We start from the raw sequence: 18,587 nt of genomic DNA, 5'->3' as shown, positions 1-18,587 counted from the left end.
TCATCATGCAGAATCGATACAGAATATTGGTTTTGTCGCATTGACCTGTAAATGACAGTCAATGTTTGAACATCTTCAAACATTGAATTGATAGCTTCTCATTTTTCAAACTGTGCCCATTGCCTACTATCGATAGACATTGACAGTGCGGCACTGTGACGCGCACTCACCATCCTCCGCAATATAGTCTGGAGTGTTTTATGACAGCAATACTATCTCAACCTTCTCTACTAAAAAGTCACTCGTACATTGGTGGCGAATGGGTAGCAGCTAAATCTGGCAAGACCTTCGCTATTACCAATCCTGCCAACGGTGATCATATTATCGATGTTGCGGATTTAGGCGCAGACGAGACAACACAAGCGGTTGAAGCAGCCGAAAAAGCACAGAAAGAATGGCAGGGCCGCACGGCGAAAGAGCGTGCAACCTTATTACGTCGTTGGAACCAGCTAATTTTAGACAACCAAGACGATTTAGCGACCTTGATGACCTTGGAACAAGGTAAACCGTTTGCGGAAGCGAAGGGCGAAGTCGGTTATGGCGCGTCTTTTATTGATTGGTTTGCTGACGAAGCTCGCCGCCTGAACGGCGATGTGATTCCAACCTTCGCCAAGGACAAGCGCGTATTGACCATCAAACAGCCAATAGGTGTTGTCGCAGCCATCACGCCTTGGAACTTCCCAATCGCCATGATTACGCGTAAAGCGGGTCCTGCGCTTGCAGCAGGTTGTGCGATTGTGATCAAGCCTTCTGACGAAACGCCTTTGTGCGCCTTGGCATTAGCAGAATTAGCGCATCAGGCAGGCATTCCAGCGGGCGTTTTGAACGTAGTGGTTGGTAAAGACGCAAAAGCCATTGGCGGCGTATTAACAGGCAACCCAACGGTGCGTAAGTTGTCTTTCACAGGTTCTACACCAGTCGGTAAATTATTGCTTTCTCAGTGCGCACAAACGGTGAAACGTACATCAATGGAATTAGGCGGCAACGCACCTTTCATCGTATTTGATGATGCAGACCTAGACGCTGCAGTCGAAGGCGCGATCGCTTCTAAATATCGTAACGCCGGCCAAACCTGTGTTTGTGCAAACCGCATCTTGGTACAAGAAGGTGTGTACGATGCCTTCGCAGAGAAACTAGCCAAACGTGTTGCGACATTTAAAACTGGCGATGGTTTTGCTGAAGACGTCAATATTGGCCCACTGATCAATCCAGCTGCGATCAGTAAAGTGGAACAGCTTGTTGGTGATGCAGTAGCAAAAGGTGCGAAAGCGCTAATCGGTGGTTCCAAAGCCACGGCTGCTGGCGCGCAGTTCTTCGAGCCAACTATTTTGACAGGTGTAACGGAAGAGATGGACATTTTCTCTAACGAAATTTTTGGTCCAGTTGCGCCATTGTTTCAGTTTAAAACCGAAGACGAAGCCGTTGCCATGGCGAACAATACCCCATTTGGCTTGGCATCTTACTTCTATTCCCAAAATATCGCGCGTATCTGGCGTGTATCTGAAGCATTGGAATACGGCATGGTCGGCATCAACGAAGGAATTATTTCTAGTGAAGTCGCGCCATTCGGCGGTGTGAAAGAGTCAGGCAGTGGCCGTGAAGGCTCTCAGTACGGCATCGACGAATATGTGGAAATCAAATACTTGTGCATGGGCGGCTTGGCGTAAGGCTTTACCTTACTCAACCACTCTTATCGTTAACTATTAGGCGGTGCTAACGCCGCTTCATGTACATAGAGCTTGCTCTAAAAGGTGAAAGACAATATGAACAATGCAGATCTACAGAAACGCAAAGAAAGCGCTATTGCTCGTGGGCAAGGCAACATGGCGCCAGTTTATGTTGACCGCGCTCTAAACGCAGAAATCTGGGACGTGGAAGGCAAGCGTCACATCGATTTTGGTGCAGGAATCGCAGTAGTAAATACGGGCCATAACCATCCAAAAGTAAAGGCAGCGGTACAAGCACAACTTGAGCGCTTCACTCACACTTGTGTGATGGTTAGTCCATACGAATCAGCGGTAGCATTGGCTGAGAAGCTAAACGCAGCGGCACCAGGCAACACTCCGAAAAAATCCATCTTCGTTACCACAGGTGCCGAAGCGGTGGAAAACTGTGTGAAGATTGCCCGTGCTTACACTGGTCGTCCGGGCATTATTGCTTTCAACGGTGGCTTCCACGGTCGTACGAACATGACCATGGGTCTGACAGGTAAAGTGAACCCTTACAAAATTGGTTTTGGCCCTTTCCCAAGCGATATTTTCCATATCCCTTACCCAAATGATTACTTGGGCATTACCGAAGAGCAAGCACTTGCTGACCTTCAAATGCGCTTCACTTGCGACATTGAGCCTTCTCGCGTTGCGGCAATCATCATCGAGCCAGTACAAGGCGAGGGCGGTTTTTACATGGCTTCAGCAAGCTTTATGCAGAAGCTACGTAAACTGTGTGACGAACATGGTATTTTGTTAATTCTTGATGAAATTCAAGCAGGCTTCGCGCGTACAGGCACTATGTTTTGTCACGAGCAAGCAGGTATTGAGGCTGACTTGATGACAGCAGCAAAAGGCATCGCGGGAGGTTTCCCAATCGCAGCGGTGGTTGGTAAAGCAGACATTATGGACGCACCGATTCCTGGCGGCTTAGGCGGCACTTATGGCGGCTCTCCAGTGGGCTGTGCGGCCGGTCTTGCGGTATTTGATGTTATCGAAGAAGAGAAACTATGCGACCGAGCAGTAGAAGTAGGTGCTCACTTCGTTAAGCACTTAGAAGAAATGCAAACTGAGTACCCAAGCATTATTGGTGATATCCGTAATGCAGGCGCGATGATCGCAGTGGAGTTTGTTCATGATGGCGATGTGAACAAACCTTACCCTGAACTTGCTAAGAAGCTATCTGCAAAAGCAGCTGAAAATGGTTTGGTGCTGTTATCTTGTGGTATCCGCGGTAACGTTATTCGTTTCCTTCCTGCTTTGACCATCGAGATGGACATTGTCGACGAAGGCATGGAAATCTTTAAACGCTGCTTTAAAGAGATTGTTTAAGCTTTAGGGTGAAAACAACAATGCGGCTCTGAATAATTATCAGAGCCGCATTTTTATGCGCCATCAAAAGCACTATCGGTTAATGCGTTTTATAATCACTAATCATTTTCTGTAGCTGTACCACACGCTCAAAAGGCACACCATTTACTTGTTGGTTCATCGTCGCTACAGCCGCTTTAAAGGTTAACAACTCTTCAGCTGTCGGCTCATAGACTTCTATGCCAGCTGCAACCAAGGCTTTATGGTGATTCTCTTCCGAAGAGTTTACCCACTCAAAAACTTCTTTTTGCGCGGCATGTGACATGGCCGTAAACTGCTCTTTTTCTGCTCGAGTTAAATTGTCCCACCAATATTGAGAAGCCAATACCAAACGGGCAGACATAATCACTTTCGCATTAGTAAAATGTTTCAGTAGCTCTGTATGGTTGAAAATAATGGGAACCGACGAGGCATTTATATACCCATCAGCAATACCAACACGCAGGGCATTAGGCACTTCAGAAAACGGAATTAATACCCCATTCGCGCCCATCTTTTGGTAGATGGTTAGCTGATTTTCATCCAATGCTCTCATCCGTAAACCATGCATATCTGTGACCGTTTTAATGGTTTTTTCGTCATTAAAAATACCTAAAAAACCGCCTGTCGGCACAACCGCTAAGATACGAAGCCCTTCGCTCGATAAACGTCTATTTACGCTATCAAGGTAATCGCTGTTGACGAAGAAGTTATATTGATGATCTGTGTCTTTAAACATATAGGGGAGCTGCAACACCTGCATTTCAGGGACAAATTGCGCTGCTGAGGAATATTGGGACATAGATATGTCTAATGTCCCCGAACGAACCATAGAAAGTCGTTCGTTCTCTCCTCCTATGCTGTTGCGCGGAAACGATTCAGTCTCCCAGCCAGCTTCATTTAAAGAGAGCAATAAATTATCTACATATCGATATGTGCCAGAACCTTCACGGTTCGGAGCCGCATCCAAAGCGATATTCACGGAAGAAGCGTGTGCGGTAAATGCCATGAACAAAGTGGAGGTCAGTACCATGATTTTTTTCATATTGCCGCTCTAACTATCCTCATGCTCGCAAAAAAGTAAAAATTCACTTTTATCAATATTGATTAACAATACACCCTTCATGTAGGAAAAACTTTTCGGAATTTTATCTTTTAGTTAAAATTTGTATCCTGACTCACGGAACAAACATATAAAAAAAGGCGCTCTTACTGAAATAAGAACGCCTAATAATTGAATTTTTTATCCGCATTTACTTATCATTCTTGATGATAAATATGACTCATCAAGCTCTGAACCTTGGCTCCCGCTAACAGCTCGTCCACTAAACCAACGAGACGAACCTGCAAAGCCTCGTTCTTTACTAGACTAGATGGGAAGATATCGTTACGTTGCAATAAAGTGCCAACTAAGCTGACCGAATCGTCTCTATAGCGATTAACCGTTTCAAATAACACTGTTTCGAGCGGATCATTAATACTTTGTTGACCCTGTTCAGCATCACAAAGAAAGGCAATCCAGCCAGCAATACCAAGCTCTATCGCCGGTGCTGCCAGTGCTTGCGCTTGAAGTTCCGTTAAGCCAGTCAACCAGCGTTGTGGCAGCTTCTGGCTACCGTCCATCGCAATTTGCTTGAGCTGGTGCTGTAAACTGTCATTTTCAAAACGTGCTAATAACTGTTGGCAGTAGATCGCTATTTCCGTTTGGCTAAAGCTAGGTAAGGTCGGCGCCACTTCTTGCATCATATAATGTTCAAGAAAGGCACGAATATCCTTGTCTTGCACGGCGTCTGCGACGCTTTTAAAGCCCGCAATAGAGCCCAAGTATGCCAATAATGAATGACTTCCATTTAGCATTCGCAGCTTCATCATTTCATAGCTGGATACATCATCTACCATTTGAACACCAGCGGATTCCCACTGCGGACGACCTGCAGGGAAATGATCTTCTATCACCCACTGACTAAACTGTTCGCACTTAACCACGGTCGGCTCACTGATTCCAGTGTCAGCTTTAATCATAGCAAGATCTTGCTCAGATACCGCAGGAACAATGCGATCTACCATGGAATTTGGAAACGCAACGTTTTTCTCAATCCATTGGGCGAATTCATCATCCTGTCCTTTGGCTAGCGCTACAACGGCACCTTTGGCGCGAATACCATTATGAGGCATATTGTCACAAGACAATACGGTAAAAGCCGAAAGGCCTTGCGCACGACGTTGCTTTAATGACTCAAGGATCAAACCCAAAGCCGTTTTAGGTTGTGATGGAGACGCCATGTCATGTTGAATTTCAGGAGCACCTACCAATAACTCGCCAGTAGAAGGCGCTAAGTAGTAACCCTTTTCAGTAACCGTCAACGTTACTACCTTAGTTGCTGGTGCTGTCATTTGAGCGAGTAAGGCTTCTCGTCCTTCATCAGAACCGCAGAAAAACGTGTTCTTAATCGCTTTAATCTCTCTTAGATTAGCATTACTCGTATCGGCATACTCCACTACATGATAGCAATGCTCAGCCGCATTCATCTGCTCAACCAAACTATAATTGGAGCGAATGTTTGCACTGGCGATCATCCAATCACCACCATGCAGAGCAAGTGTTTGCTCTAAATACACCGCTTGGTGAGCACGATGAAAAGCACCTAAACCAATGTGAACTATGCCAATATCATGCTTACTAGCGTCAATCTGGCTATTTATATGTTGAACTTTCATTATTTAAATAATCCTAATTAACCCAACAGCGAAGGCAGCCACAATGAAATAGCAGGGACATAAGAAACCAGTAAAAGAACAACAAGGTTACAGATTAAGAATGGCCAAATGGCTTTTACCACCGCCGTCATTGGTAATTCACTGATACCCGCCGCCACGAATAAGCACACACCAACTGGTGGCGTTGTTAAGCCGATAATCAGATTAAGCACCGCCATCACACCAAAGTGAATTGGGTCCATACCAATACCTTCGGCCACTTTTAGCAAAGTAGGGAAAAGGATAATCAACGCCGCGATGGTTTCCATGAACCCACCAACGACCAATAACACGATGTTGATGATTAAAATTACCACCAATGGGTTTTCGCTAATGCTAAAAATAGCGCTCGCCAGCATTTGTGGTATTTGCTCACTGGTTAGGATCCAGCCGAATAAATTTGCCATTCCCACTAATAACAGCAAGCTGGTAGAACTTAAAACCGTATCAACTAATAGCTTGGGAAGGTTCTGCCAAGTCAGACCTTTATAGACAAACATGCCAACAACAAAGGCATATAAGCTGGCCATAATAGAAGCTTCTGTTGGTGTAAAGAGTCCACCAATAATCCCGTATAGGATAATAAAGGTCATTAACAGCGCCCAAAACGCCCCTTTACCAACGGTATAGATTTCTTTTAATGTGGCGCGTTTCTCGCGAGGGTATTGACGCTTCACGGCAATAATATAGGCCGTCACCATCATGGCAAGTCCTAGCATAAAGCCCGGAACGACACCGGCTAAAAACATCTTACCGACAGAAATGCCACTCAAAGAACCCACGATGATCATAGGCACACTTGGAGGAATGATGGGACCAATCGTTGAAGACGCAGCGGTAACGGCGGCAGCAAAAGGTTTGTCATAACCACTTTTCGCCATACCAGGAATCATCACGGCACCAATACTTGCTGTATCGGCTACGGCCGTACCGGAAATACCACCAAAGATCATCGAGCCACCAACATTGGCCAGTCCAAGCCCGCCACGAATATGGCCTAACAAGGCATTACTGAAACGAATAATGTAATCGGTGATATTGCCGACGTTCATTAAATTACCGGCCAGAATAAAGCCAGGGATACACAGCAAAACAAAGGAATCCATGCCAGCATATAAGCGTTGAGGCACAATAGTTAACGGAATCCCCACCATAGTTAAATACGTTAGCGATGCAATACCTAAGCAAAAAACAATTGGTACACCCACGAGCAGTAATAGAAAAAACACGGCAAACAATAAAATGATTTCCATTATGAGGATACCTCTTGATCATCTCGATCGAGCAATACAAGCACAATACTCATAAAGCTATAAAACGCCGTTAAAGCGAAGAAAAAGCTCACGGATAAAAAAGCCCAATACATGGGAACTTCCAGAGCGGGGGAGGTTTGCCAACGCCCAATTTGCGCATATTTGATGGCATAAGGCAGGATATAAATAGCGAAGCTACCGGCCAAAAGGTGACAAGAAATTTGATACACTTTATTCCAGAATCGGCTTAATGCCCCCTGAAATAGTTCCAGTCGCACATGGCGATTATGGCGAATCACCAACCCAGAACCCATAACGATAAGGTATACAAACAAATAGCGGGAGAGTTCTTCAGTCCAAATAGGAGAACTGGGCAACATGAAACGAGAGACAACTTGCAAAACAACAACAGCCGCAATCGCTAACAGAGCCGATACCGCTAATACAGAAAATACCCAATCAACTATGCGCAGTAGCAATTGGATGCCATATTCCAACTTGCCAAGATAGTCTTTTGGGTTATTGGTTTGAGATGAGGTACTCATCGCACTTTTCTCCAAAGTGGCCTATTTTCGCTGTTTGAAGCGAAAATAGGCGTCTTAAACGGATGTAGATCTGGATCTGTTACTAGAGATTTAGATCTTGTTGTAAAGCGCAAGCTGTTCAGGCGTCAGAGCTTCTTGTACTGCTTTTTGAGCTGCGGCTTTGAACGCTTTCAGGTCTGGCTCTACAAACTCCATACCACGAGACTCTAGAGTAGAACGCAACTGCGCTTCATCAGCTGCAAACATGCCGTGCTCATAGCTTTGCATTTGCTTACCAGCGTCCAGAACAATAGTGCGCAAATCAGCAGGCATGCTGTTTAGTTTATCTTGACCAATTACCACATAAATCCAGCTACGAACGTGACCTGTCAAATTCACATATTTCTGAACTTCGTAGAAGCTCGCGCTGTTAATCAGGCTAAGTGGGTTTTCTTGTCCATCAATCGTATTTTGCTGTAACGCGGTAAACACTTCGCTAAACGCCATAGGAATTGGTTTAGCGCCTAATGTTTGCCATGTTTTTACAAACAGAGGTACGTTAGGAACACGCAACTTCAAACCATCTAAATCGCTAGGAGATTGAATTTTGCGGTTAGACGTTAAATGGCGAGGGCCACGCTCAAACCATGCGATAGGCTGAAGACCTGTACGCTGAGTAATTTGATCAGTGATTTCTTTACCAACGTCACCATTAACGGCTTTTTTCAGCTGTTCGGAGCTAGTAAAGGCATAAGGAACCGCCATTAATGCCGCTTTTGGTGCCCAGTTTTGTAGCGATTCACCCGTTATTGTCATGTCCGCTGTACCAAGCTGAATGCTGTTAATCACATCCATTTCTTTACCTAATTGTTCATTTGGGTAAAGCTTAACGTCGATACGTCCATTAGATTTTGTTTCCGCTACTTCTTTGAATTTCAAAGCGGCTTTATGCCAAATATTCTCTTCATTGGCTGGGTAGCCAAACTTCAAAGTAACATCAGCTGCCTGAGCTAAGCCAGTCAACAAGATTGAAGACATGACGGCGACTTTTAACATTGGTTTAATCATAGGGAACTCCATTTTTATTTTTAGATTTATATTATTGAGTTATCAATTACTTACTCATCTCAACAAGCACTTTACGAGTAAGTTCTGGGTGGTTTTCCATTAACTGAATACCATCGCCAATATCGTTTAAAGCAATTCGATGACTGATCAAAGCCAAAGGATCTAATCGACCTGACGAAATCATTTCAAGCACTTGAGGAAAACGGCGGTTATTAAGACGAGAACCCACTATTGTCAGCTCTTTCTTAATCACCTCAATTTGCGCAAGATCGCTTGGCGTAGAGGTAAAGCCCAACAAACCAACACGCCCAGCAGGGCAGGCAATACGTAAAATTTCGGGCAAAAGAGCTGGAATACAAGCGGCATCGGCAATCAAAGGTACACCTTCGCCATTAGTCCATTCTTGGATACAGTTTTCTACTTTGTTTACCCGACTATTGATCACGTCCGTTGCACCAAGCGCTTTGGCTGTTTCTAAGCGCTCATCAACAATATCAGTCACAATGATGCGTTCGATGCCCATGGCTTTCGCCACTTGCACGATAGTCAATCCAATCACGCCCGCGCCATACACCAACAAGGTGTCACCAGGAATAGGTTCCATGCGAGATAACACATTAGTGGCAATGGAATAAGGCTCAACTAAGGCTGCTTGTTCAAGCGTGACGTTATCAGGAAGTACTAAAACGTTGCTTGCAGGCGCGCTGGTGAATTCGCCAAAGCCGCCATTACGGTGTACACCAAACACTTGTAGATTCGCACAGACGTTAAAGCGTCCAGCACGGCAGGCATAACATTCGCCACAACTAATAACAGGGTCAACACAGACTTTATCGCCAACACTCACGTGCGTAACACCTTCGCCAACGGCTGCCACTACACCTGAAAACTCATGCCCTGTAATTCGAGGAAATTTAACGAAAGGGTTTTGTCCATGAATAATGTGAAGATCGGATCCACAAATTCCGGCAAAGGCGGTTTTAATCAATACTTCACCCGCTTCAGCAACAGGCTGTTTGGTATCGATCAAAGCATAGTCATTTACATTTGCTACTTGAAACGCTTTCATAATTTTCTACCAATTCCACAAGGTGCCATCTTCAAGGCGATTAACCGGAAGATAAGCAGGTTTATAGGGATATTTCGCAGCAAGCTCTTCATCAATGTCGACACCATGGCCTGGTACGTCACCCGGCGTGAAAAAGCCATCGTTAAACTCATACGCATGAGGGAAAACAAGATCCGTTTCCTTGGTATGCGGCATGTGTTCTTGAATGCCAAAGTTAGGCACCCAAGTATCAAAGTGCAATGCGGCGCCCATACAAATAGGGGAAAGGTCCGTCGCACCATGGAAACCCGTTTTAACGTGAAAGATAGACGCGAAATCAGCAATGCGCCGTACATTCGTTATGCCACCAGCATGGGTAATTGTTGCGCGGACATAATCGATGAGCTGATTTTGAATCAACTCTTGGCAATCGGACAAACTATTGAAGACTTCGCCAATCGCTAGCGGCGTTGTCGTATGTTTGCGGATTAATTCATAAGAAGACTGGTTTTCGACAGGCGTACAATCTTCTAGCCAAAATAAGTGGAATTTCTCAACTTCTTTACCTAAGCGTGCCGCTTGAATTGGTGTCAGGCGATGATGTACATCATGCAGTATATGCAAGTCTTCACCGAACTCTTTGCGAACAGCAGCAAATAGTTCTGGCACATGATTAAGGTATTTTTCCGTTGACCAAACATTCTCAGAAGGTAGAGCAGAGTCTGCAGGCTCATAAGGTTTGCCCGCTTCTTTAGAAACACCGTAGGTCGTTGGTATGCCTGGAATGCCACATTGCACTCGAACCGCTTTGTAGCCTAGTTCAACATGCTTGCGAACTTCTTCTAGGCAGGAATCAATATCTAATCCAGTGGCATGACCATAAACCATCACTTTTTCACGGCTTTTTCCGCCAAGTAATTGGTACAAAGGCATACCAGCAAGTTTGGCTTTAATATCCCACAAAGCAACATCAACAGCGGCAATCGCCGTCATACCAACTGGACCTCGACGCCAATAAGCACCACGGTACAAGTACTGCCAAATGTCTTCTATTCGCTGTGGGTCTTTGCCAATTAGGGTAGGGATAACGTGGTCTTCAAGGTAAGAAACAACAGACTTTTCACGACCATTAAGCGTCGCATCGCCAATGCCATAAACACCTTCGTCTGTTTCTATTTTTAATGTGACTAGGTTGCGACCAGGACAGGTCACTATTACTTTTGCTGATCGAATTTTCATAAACTACGATACCTAATTATTTTTTTTGGTATGCCAAATACCTATTATTCTCTCAAAATAGCTGAAAATTTCGCGTCTAACAAGTAAAAACAGCAAAATTGGCATACCAAATTGTAATTTATATCTGTCGGATTGATTAAAATATCGACTTTAAGTGTGTCTTACGTGAAAATGGCATACCAGATTAATGGCAATTAAAGTAACTAAGAATCCTCCTATGGCAGAACGACTCTACAGAGAAATTGGCGAAAGCATTAAGCAAGAAATTGCAAAATCCACAATGAAGATTGGTGATAAGTTACCTACGGAACGTGTTTACGCAGAATTATTTGGCGTCAGCAGAACCTTAGTAAGAGAAGCCTTCATCATGTTGGAAATTGAAGAGCTGATCGAAGTTAGAAAAGGCTCAGGCAGTTATTTGAAAAATAGCCTCGCTTCTTTACAGCCTATTATTCAGGTATCGGATGTCGGTCCATTTGAGTTATTACAAGCCCGCCAAGAGATTGAAAGCTCAATCGCCGCTTGCGCGGCGCCTGTTATCACTAAACAAGACCTTCAAAAGCTGCAAGATATTCTAGATATCGAAAGTGCGGAATTAGAAGTCGTCGAAAATGCCAATAACGCAGACAGAGACTTTCATTTGTCTATCGCTCAAGCTACTCAGAACACGGTGCTGCTGGATACAGCCACACGCTTATGGGATATGCGCGATGGTAATCCGATGTGGAAAAAGCTTCATGCTCGCATACAAGACACGTCGTATCATGATCAATGGTTAGACGATCACAAAAAAGTACTCGTTCAGCTGCGTAAACGAAATGCAGAGGGAGCAAGACAAGCCATGTGGCAGCATTTAGAGAACGTTAAACAAACCTTGTTTAAGCTCTCAGATACGGAAGCGCCAGATTTTGATGGTTATCTTTTTGCCCAACCGCATGGCTAACCTCTAATACGGCGCAGAAATCAGCTCTTCAACCGTCTGATGTAACACTTTTAGGAACAATTCACGAGGTTTATTAGGTTGGGTGGTTTTCTTGCAAATCACGGCGACGCCTAAAGTGTAAGAGCGATTTTCTGGCGCGACAGCAAGTATTTTTCCAGATTCGACGTAGGGCTCCGCATAGCGTTCTGGCAAAAAGCCGATATAACGACCTGATAAGATCAGAGCTAGACGACTATCATAAAAATATGAAATCGCCGTCAGATTCATTCCTGAGATTTGCTCACTGATCGCTTCGTGCGGCTTTAACCCCGCGTGAGTCGCTGGGAACTTGTTCACCTGTTCATCCTGTTCTTCAGCAGACATCGTCGCCAGCGGGTGATCCTTGCCGCAATATAAATAACAATCATCGCTGTATAACTGCACATAACTTAGCCCGTCCAGCTTGCGATGATAAGGAATAAAACCTATATCAGCCTCGTCATTGAGGATCATACGCTCAATGTTAGACATAGAAGACACATTAGTGGTGATGGAAACTTCAGGTGCCTCTAAAGAGAAACGCTGGATAAGCTCAGGGAAGTGACTACGTGGATCTAAACTCACTTTATCTGATAAGGCAAGGCGAAGCTTACCCGTTAAGCTAGCGTTTAAGTTATTTACAGTAGTACGAAAAGCATCGAGTGACTCAAGTAGATTCTCGGTCATTTCATAAATGATGACGCCTTCTTCCGTGAGAGAGAATCCGCCGCGACCACGCTTACACAAAACAAGATTCAGGCGCGCTTCTAAATTAGAGATATGTAGACTGATAGTTGATCGGCCAATATTAAGCGAAGTTTCTGCCGCCGAAAACCCACCGCAATCGACGACGGTTTTAAAGACTTTTAATTGCTTGATCTCATAATCGCCGACCTGTCCCAGTGAATAATTCTTAACGCTCATTGCCTCTCCCCACGTGTACTAACCTAATCATCGCAATTTAGTTCGCTGATTATCTAACTTTACATTGATTTAAGCATCTTTGGCTTAAAAGCCCATATTGGTGTAGACGCTAGAGCGGGGTTAACTCACAGAATGAGCACAACGGCGTCCAACATTCATGGCGGATTCTGGCTATCGTGACACTCAAACAAGAGAAGAGTTAAAAGGTGTCAAAGCAAACGGGTTGATTGCATAGATTCCAATCTAAATATGTCTAAACTTATTATGAATATTGGTTGTTTTAGTGGTTTAACAAATACTTTTTCCTAGAATAATCTAGGATAGTTGAAATAAGTTCGTTCTTCTTTCAACTTTACATTGATCCACAACGACTCCCACCTATATAAGTTTATTTTATCACATATGATCTAAATATATGATTTTAATGCTCCCAGCTTTTCATCTAGCCTGTTTACCGTAATTAATACATTTAATATGGAGTTTTTTATGCCCTTAATGTCGTTATCTGTACGTCAAAAACTAATGGCAATTGTACTCCTTGTCTGCATTGGCTATGCAGGGTTTGGTGCCTACTCAGTTTATAATTTATCTTTGCTGTCTAGCGCCTCAGGTGACGCCAGTAATTTGAGCCGACTGACCACCCAAGTAAAAAATCTAGAAGTTTCTCTATTAAAGCTTGAACGAAAAATATCTGCGCTCACACCAAACGATGTAGAACCACTTAACCAAGAACTCAAGAGTATTAAAGAAACCATGGCCACAGGTTTTCAGATACCTCCTTCTCTGATCGATTCTGAAGGTATTTCACTGCTGGCAGATACACAAACCTTATTACCCAACTATATTACTGCCATTGAAAATTATCTAAAAACCCGCCAAACGCTAGGACTAAATAGCGAATCAGGGGCACTAGGAAAGTTAAATCAATCCGCCGACGAGCTGGCGGAAAAGTTCGGTACATTGGCTAGCTTTGGATCAAGCTTTAAAGACATAAGAAACCTAGAAAAAGACTTTCTTTTTTACAGAGATAACAGCCATCAAGAAGCTTTAATGGCGTCATTAAACGCACTGAAGGACAATATTAATAATCTCGGCTTTGACGATGTATTCGGCCCAATGATTCAAACCTATGAAGATACCTTAGCCCCAGTTATTGCTCTCTCCATTGCCTTAAAAAAGCAACAAAGCGAACTTACAACATTAAGTAATCAATACACACAAGCCATGGATGAGAGCGCCAAATACCTGCAAAACACCTTACTGGCTAAGGCACAAATACGTTCATTAGAAACTGCTGAGCAAGCGCGCAGTTCTTTGGTAATCGCTTGTGTTTTACTTGCACTTGTTATCGGTCTTATTTTGTCGACGGTGATTCGCTCTTTAAACCGCAACCTAATCGCTGTGTTGGCGATATTAAAAGAAGTCGCGCAAGGCAAACTTGGTTCCCATAAACAGAACCAAGGTTCAGGCAATCCAGATGAATTCCAGCAACTATTTATTGCTTCAAACCAAATGTCCGATAGCCTGCGCTTATTGATTGGTCATTTAATCAACAGCAACGAGAAGCTGGTGCTCACGGCTGATGAGTTGGACAGCGGTATTCAAACCATTGTCAGCGGCAGTGAGCGAATTCGTGATCGAAGCAATACATTAGCCACTTCTACAGAAGAAATATCCGCCACAGCTGATACAGTACAATCAATGACGCAGAACGTGCAAAGCGCTGCCAATGTCGCTTATGAATCCGCAACCAGCGGTGTCACTGCCATGCGTGACGCCATGACCAGCATTAGCGATGTGGCGGACACTATTCAAGATACTAACGAACGAGTTGATCGTCTTGGTGCGCTGTCTAAAGAGATTGATGTGGTTATTGAGCTCATCGTCGGTGTCGCAGAGCAGACTAGTCTATTAGCTCTCAACGCAGCTATAGAAGCGGCTCGTGCCGGAGAAGCAGGTCGTGGTTTTGCTGTTGTGGCAGACGAAGTTAAAACGCTTTCAGAGCAAACAGTAAAAGCATCGGGAAGCATTACAGAGAAAGTCGAAAATATTCAGAAGGAAACACAAGCAGTCATTGATGCTATGACGCTTAGCCTACAGAAAGTTGGTCGCAGCAAAGAACAAGGCGAAAACGCTGTCATGACGATCCATAGAGTCGAGCAAAACACTCTGGAAGCAATGAACCATACGCAGGAGATTACCCAAGCAATCAAAGAGGTTGCATTGACGACAGCACAAATGGCGCAAGACATGGACATCATTGCTCACGATATCAAAGACAATCACGCGGCAACACAATCTATCCAAATGGCCAATAAAAATGTTCATTATCAAACAAACGAATTAGCCAAACAGATACAAGGTTTTGACATCACTTAGCGGTTTTAAAGACCGGCTTGAATAATCTAAAAAACAACCGCCCCACTTCGGGGCGTTTTTGTTATTGAAAGCCTTATTCAAATCGAGATTAAGAAAAAGTAAAAAACATGCACGTTTTCAACACCATAGATCAATATTATTCACTATAATGCTGCACTCAATTCACCTGTTTTCTGCGCAATGTTGGTGCGAATGATCTTTTTTTGTGCGTTAATCCCCTTTAGTTAGCTGATTTTAAAAGGCTTTTAGTTTTTTTAATGTTTGATTGTGACAAAACTTTAGATAAGTTTTGTGCGCTTTAATGGTGGCGGCCTTTTTGAAAGTATCGAGTGCAAGGCGTCACAACATTCAAGACGTGACTTTTTTATGCACTTTTGCACTCGAGGTAGCTCAATGATTAAGACGATACTAAAAGTAAAAAAACGATTGGTTGTAAGCTCTCTAGCGGTAGCTCTTGGATTAGGCGCTGTCGCTTCTTCAGCTCATGCAGCGGACTATAACTGGCGCTTTGCAAACCTATATAGCCGTGGCTCAGCCTTTGGTGCTGTGTACGAAGATTTAGCCAAAAACATTGAAACAATGTCTGACGGCCGCATCAAAGTACAAGTTTTATACGACGGTGAAGGCGTAGGTTCTTCTGGTATTTTTGGCGCTGTAAAAACGGGCCTAATCACGATGGGCGCTACGTTCCAATCTTTGAACGCAGGTGAGCTTCCAGCAGGCTTGGTTGAGATTGGTCTGCCTGGTGGCACAAGTGATGTTGGTGAGTTGACAACTTTGTTCCAAGAAAAAGGCTGGGCTCCTATTCTTAAAAAAGCATACGGTGCTCAAGGTCTAGTTTGGCTTGACCCTTACATTCAGCCAGCGGTATACGTTATTACCAAAGAGCCAATCAACTCAGTAGAAGACTTCCAAGGTTTGAAAATTCGAGCGCCTGGCGCATACGGCAAGTTCCTTCGTAACCTAGGCGCTTCTCCGGTATCGCTTGCTTGGTCTGAAATTTACACCTCGCTATCTACTGGTGTAATCGATGGCTCTATTGGCTCTAACATGATCGACCATCGCGATGGTAACCACGTTGAAGTAGCGAAATACATGTACCCACTTCCACTAGCTGGTGCTCAAGTGTTACCTATCATCGTTAACCAAAGCGCTTGGAACAAACTTCCAGCAGACTTGAAAGCAATTGTTAAAGCGGCAACAACGGTTCACGCTCAAGAGCAAATGACCAAGTCTAAACTTTGGGAATCTCAAGCAGTTGCTGACATGGAAGCGAAAGGACTTCAGTGGAGCCCAGAGCCAAGTGCTGAAGACAAAGCTGCATGGAAAGATGCTGGTGCGAAACTTTGGGATGAGTACGCAGCGGCAGACAAATACAGCAAAGAGTTAATTGACGTTCTACGTGAAGAACAGAAATAATTAACACAGTACTAACTAAAACGGCCTTCTTGATGAAGGCCGTTTTAGTTTTCCGATCCATCCTTACAGGTACAAAACAATGATAATGACTGCGATTAGACGTTATTGTCTAGGCGTCCACGCATTGGTGGCTTTCATTGGAAACTCCGTTTCCTATCTGATGCCAGTATTAGCATTTGTCGTTGCATTCGAGGTTTTCTCTCGTTACATCTTAGACAGCCCGACCATTTGGGCTTACGACACATCGCTATTTATTTTTGGTTACATTGCAGCACTAGGCGGCGCTTACGCCCAACAGCAACGTGCTCACATCAATGTCGACATCCTTTACAACAAAGTCTCTGCTCGAACCAAAAGCATATTTAACCTATTTTCATTCGCTCTCGCCATGTTCTTCATGATCATCGTCTGCAAAATGAGCATAGGTAAGTTTGAAGAAGCGCTCGAGTTTAACTACCGACGCCAAAGTGAATGGGCGCCTCACATGCATCATTACTGGCTAATGATGGCAATCGCTAGCGTACTGCTAATTTTGCAACTTTCTAGCGACTGGATTGATTCATTACATCAAGCGATTACAGGCAAACCCTTATTGCCAGAAGTACAGACAGAGCAAGAGGAAACGGCACCATGATTAGTATTGAACTATTAACGGGCATTTTATTCGCCTGCATCATAGCGTCGTTTGCCTTGGGGGCACCCGTTGGTTTAGCGCTTGGTGGCATTGCCATGGGTATTGGTTACATGACGTGGGGCGATGCGCTCTTTAACGTTATTCCCACTACGCTTGAGTCGACACATTTTAGTTTCATCCTGCTCGCCATCCCCTTGTATATTTACATGGGGCAATTGCTTACTCGCTCCGGCATTGGTGATGCCATGTTTAACGCCAGCCAAATGCTAATTGGTCGAGTACGTGGCTCACTCGCTATCAGCGTTATTGTGGTGTGTTCTATGATTGGTGCCATGGTTGGCATTATCGGCGCAGGTATCATGACGTCAGGCAGTATCGCATTGCGTCCCATGTTAGAGCGTGGCTATGATAAACGCCTTGCTTTAGGCGTCATCATGGCCGGTGGTGGTTTAGGTATTTTGATTCCACCTAGCATCCCAATGATCATGTTTGCATCGTCGACACAGAACTCAGTAGGGCGTATGTTTATTGGCGCTTTAATTCCAGCGCTTATCACAATTGTTTTACTGATCGCTTACGTGGTGATTTCTTGTAAATTGAACCCTCAACGCGCACCCATGGATGTGGTGCCAGAAGTGCAACCAACACCAAAAGAGAAGTTCCTAACCGCTCGTGATGGCTTGCTAGCTCTGCTACTGATTGTCGCGGTTTTGGGCAGTATTATCATGGGCATTGCGACGCCAACAGAATCCGGTGCCATCGGGGTCGTTGGCGCGATTATTTTGGCGATTTTCTTTAAACGCTTCAAACCACGTATGGTTAAAAAAGCCGGCATGCAAGCAGCATTGCTTGTCACGGTCGCAATGTGGATTATCGTTGGGGCATCTGTGTTCAGTAACTTCCATTTGCTAATGGGCGTACAAAGCATGGTAGCCGGCTTCACCCAAGATTTGGGCTTGCCACCAATCGTAGTCATCATGCTGTTCCAATTGATCATGCTGTTGCTGGGCTTCATTATCGATGAATTCATCATCGTTCTAATGTGTGCGCCTATCTTCACACCGATTGCTGTATCCCTTGGTTATGATCCGATTTGGTTTGGTATCTTGATGATTCTAAATATTGAGATCGCCGTACAAACACCGCCTTATGGTTTTGCTTTGTTCTACCTAAAAGGCATCGCGCCTCCAGGCATCACTATGTTGGATATCTACAAGTCCATTACACCATTTGTACTGCTTAAGCTTTTGGTTCTTATCGTCGTAATGATGTTCCCAGAATTAGTAACTTGGTTACCTAGCCAACTAATGGATGGCTAAAAC

General features: G+C 44.3%; 15 protein-coding genes and 1 pseudogene. 8 read left to right on the top strand and 8 right to left on the bottom strand.

Features of this window, described 5'->3' with window-relative positions:
- Positions 1-200: 200 nt before the first annotated feature.
- Both JSY38_RS09515 and gabT read left to right on the top strand, forming a co-directional pair.
- Positions 201-1,667 carry an NAD-dependent succinate-semialdehyde dehydrogenase gene (locus tag JSY38_RS09515; protein ID WP_205113050.1) on the top strand — a complete coding sequence of 489 codons (1,467 nt, stop codon included), beginning with the start codon at positions 201-203 and terminating at the stop codon, positions 1,665-1,667.
- 96 nt (positions 1,668-1,763) lie between these two features.
- Positions 1,764-3,041: a 4-aminobutyrate--2-oxoglutarate transaminase gene (gene gabT / locus JSY38_RS09510; RefSeq protein ID WP_205113049.1), complete on the top strand. Its 1,278-nt coding sequence runs from the start codon at positions 1,764-1,766 to the stop codon at positions 3,039-3,041.
- Positions 3,042-3,120: 79 nt separating this feature from the next.
- On the opposite strand, the gene JSY38_RS09505 is transcribed toward gabT, so the two are convergent.
- The 7 genes from JSY38_RS09505 to manD all read right to left on the bottom strand — a co-directional run bounded on the left by JSY38_RS09505 (position 3,121) and on the right by manD (position 10,948).
- The gene (locus JSY38_RS09505; protein ID WP_205113048.1) at positions 3,121-4,104 is read right to left on the bottom strand and encodes a TRAP transporter substrate-binding protein; all 984 of its coding nucleotides are present in this window, start codon (positions 4,102-4,104) and stop codon (positions 3,121-3,123) included.
- Positions 4,105-4,319: 215 nt separating this feature from the next.
- A complete protein-coding gene (locus tag JSY38_RS09500; protein WP_239543937.1) occupies positions 4,320-5,777 on the bottom strand; it encodes a mannitol dehydrogenase family protein in 1,458 nt (485 codons plus the stop codon).
- 17 nt (positions 5,778-5,794) lie between these two features.
- A complete protein-coding gene (locus JSY38_RS09495) occupies positions 5,795-7,069 on the bottom strand; it encodes a TRAP transporter large permease (protein WP_114410535.1) in 1,275 nt (424 codons plus the stop codon).
- Complete coding sequence (locus JSY38_RS09490; protein WP_114410534.1) at positions 7,069-7,614, bottom strand: TRAP transporter small permease; 546 nt, start codon at positions 7,612-7,614, stop codon at positions 7,069-7,071. The genes JSY38_RS09495 and JSY38_RS09490 overlap by 1 nt, the downstream gene beginning before the upstream one ends.
- Positions 7,615-7,704: 90 nt before the next feature.
- Entirely contained in the window at positions 7,705-8,661 is a 957-nt protein-coding gene (locus JSY38_RS09485) for a TRAP transporter substrate-binding protein (RefSeq protein ID WP_114410533.1), read from the bottom strand.
- Positions 8,662-8,707: 46 nt separating this feature from the next.
- Positions 8,708-9,730: a Zn-dependent oxidoreductase gene (locus JSY38_RS09480; RefSeq protein ID WP_205113047.1), complete on the bottom strand. Its 1,023-nt coding sequence runs from the start codon at positions 9,728-9,730 to the stop codon at positions 8,708-8,710.
- A 6-nt stretch (positions 9,731-9,736) separates the two neighbouring features.
- The gene (manD, locus tag JSY38_RS09475; protein ID WP_205113046.1) at positions 9,737-10,948 is read right to left on the bottom strand and encodes a D-mannonate dehydratase ManD; all 1,212 of its coding nucleotides are present in this window, start codon (positions 10,946-10,948) and stop codon (positions 9,737-9,739) included.
- Positions 10,949-11,165: 217 nt separating this feature from the next.
- On the opposite strand from manD, the gene JSY38_RS09470 reads away from it, so the two are divergent.
- On the top strand, positions 11,166-11,891 hold the full coding sequence (locus JSY38_RS09470; RefSeq protein ID WP_205113045.1) for an FCD domain-containing protein: 726 nt from the start codon (positions 11,166-11,168) through the stop codon (positions 11,889-11,891).
- 3 nt (positions 11,892-11,894) lie between these two features.
- Here JSY38_RS09470 and JSY38_RS09465 read toward each other — a convergent pair whose 3' ends face one another.
- On the bottom strand, positions 11,895-12,833 hold the full coding sequence (locus JSY38_RS09465) for a LysR family transcriptional regulator (protein ID WP_205113044.1): 939 nt from the start codon (positions 12,831-12,833) through the stop codon (positions 11,895-11,897).
- A 78-nt stretch (positions 12,834-12,911) separates the two neighbouring features.
- Between JSY38_RS09465 and JSY38_RS18505 the strand changes: the two are divergent.
- The 5 genes and pseudogenes from JSY38_RS18505 to JSY38_RS09445 all read left to right on the top strand — a co-directional run.
- Positions 12,912-13,065: pseudogene (locus tag JSY38_RS18505) on the top strand (IS5/IS1182 family transposase); the annotation flags it as partial.
- A 254-nt stretch (positions 13,066-13,319) separates the two neighbouring features.
- The gene (locus JSY38_RS09460) at positions 13,320-15,212 is read left to right on the top strand and encodes a methyl-accepting chemotaxis protein (RefSeq protein WP_205113043.1); all 1,893 of its coding nucleotides are present in this window, start codon (positions 13,320-13,322) and stop codon (positions 15,210-15,212) included.
- Between the two features lie 393 nt (positions 15,213-15,605).
- Complete coding sequence (locus tag JSY38_RS09455; protein ID WP_205113042.1) at positions 15,606-16,631, top strand: TRAP transporter substrate-binding protein; 1,026 nt, start codon at positions 15,606-15,608, stop codon at positions 16,629-16,631.
- Positions 16,632-16,710: 79 nt separating this feature from the next.
- A complete protein-coding gene (locus JSY38_RS09450) occupies positions 16,711-17,265 on the top strand; it encodes a TRAP transporter small permease subunit (RefSeq protein ID WP_114410525.1) in 555 nt (184 codons plus the stop codon).
- Positions 17,262-18,584, top strand: a complete 1,323-nt coding sequence (locus JSY38_RS09445) for a TRAP transporter large permease (protein ID WP_205113041.1) — start codon at positions 17,262-17,264, stop codon at positions 18,582-18,584. The genes JSY38_RS09450 and JSY38_RS09445 overlap by 4 nt, the downstream gene beginning before the upstream one ends.
- Positions 18,585-18,587 lie beyond the last annotated feature (3 nt).

The sequence above is a fragment of the Marinomonas foliarum genome (assembly GCF_016906065.1).
In the GTDB taxonomy this organism is placed as follows: domain Bacteria; phylum Pseudomonadota; class Gammaproteobacteria; order Pseudomonadales; family Marinomonadaceae; genus Marinomonas; species Marinomonas foliarum.
This window is presented reverse-complemented; position numbering and strand designations above follow the sequence as displayed.

Coding starts and splice junctions, on each gene's coding strand:
- JSY38_RS09515 (WP_205113050.1), top strand. CDS start 201: ATGACAGCAATACTATCTCAACCTTCTCTACTAAAAAGTCACTCGTAC.
- JSY38_RS09490 (WP_114410534.1), bottom strand. CDS start 7,614: ATGAGTACCTCATCTCAAACCAATAACCCAAAAGACTATCTTGGCAAG.
- JSY38_RS09465 (WP_205113044.1), bottom strand. CDS start 12,833: ATGAGCGTTAAGAATTATTCACTGGGACAGGTCGGCGATTATGAGATC.
- JSY38_RS09505 (WP_205113048.1), bottom strand. CDS start 4,104: ATGAAAAAAATCATGGTACTGACCTCCACTTTGTTCATGGCATTTACC.
- manD (WP_205113046.1), bottom strand. CDS start 10,948: ATGAAAATTCGATCAGCAAAAGTAATAGTGACCTGTCCTGGTCGCAAC.
- JSY38_RS09455 (WP_205113042.1), top strand. CDS start 15,606: ATGATTAAGACGATACTAAAAGTAAAAAAACGATTGGTTGTAAGCTCT.
- JSY38_RS09495 (WP_114410535.1), bottom strand. CDS start 7,069: ATGGAAATCATTTTATTGTTTGCCGTGTTTTTTCTATTACTGCTCGTG.
- JSY38_RS09485 (WP_114410533.1), bottom strand. CDS start 8,661: ATGATTAAACCAATGTTAAAAGTCGCCGTCATGTCTTCAATCTTGTTG.
- JSY38_RS09460 (WP_205113043.1), top strand. CDS start 13,320: ATGCCCTTAATGTCGTTATCTGTACGTCAAAAACTAATGGCAATTGTA.
- JSY38_RS09450 (WP_114410525.1), top strand. CDS start 16,711: ATGATAATGACTGCGATTAGACGTTATTGTCTAGGCGTCCACGCATTG.
- JSY38_RS09470 (WP_205113045.1), top strand. CDS start 11,166: ATGGCAGAACGACTCTACAGAGAAATTGGCGAAAGCATTAAGCAAGAA.
- JSY38_RS09480 (WP_205113047.1), bottom strand. CDS start 9,730: ATGAAAGCGTTTCAAGTAGCAAATGTAAATGACTATGCTTTGATCGAT.
- gabT (WP_205113049.1), top strand. CDS start 1,764: ATGAACAATGCAGATCTACAGAAACGCAAAGAAAGCGCTATTGCTCGT.
- JSY38_RS09445 (WP_205113041.1), top strand. CDS start 17,262: ATGATTAGTATTGAACTATTAACGGGCATTTTATTCGCCTGCATCATA.
- JSY38_RS09500 (WP_239543937.1), bottom strand. CDS start 5,777: ATGAAAGTTCAACATATAAATAGCCAGATTGACGCTAGTAAGCATGAT.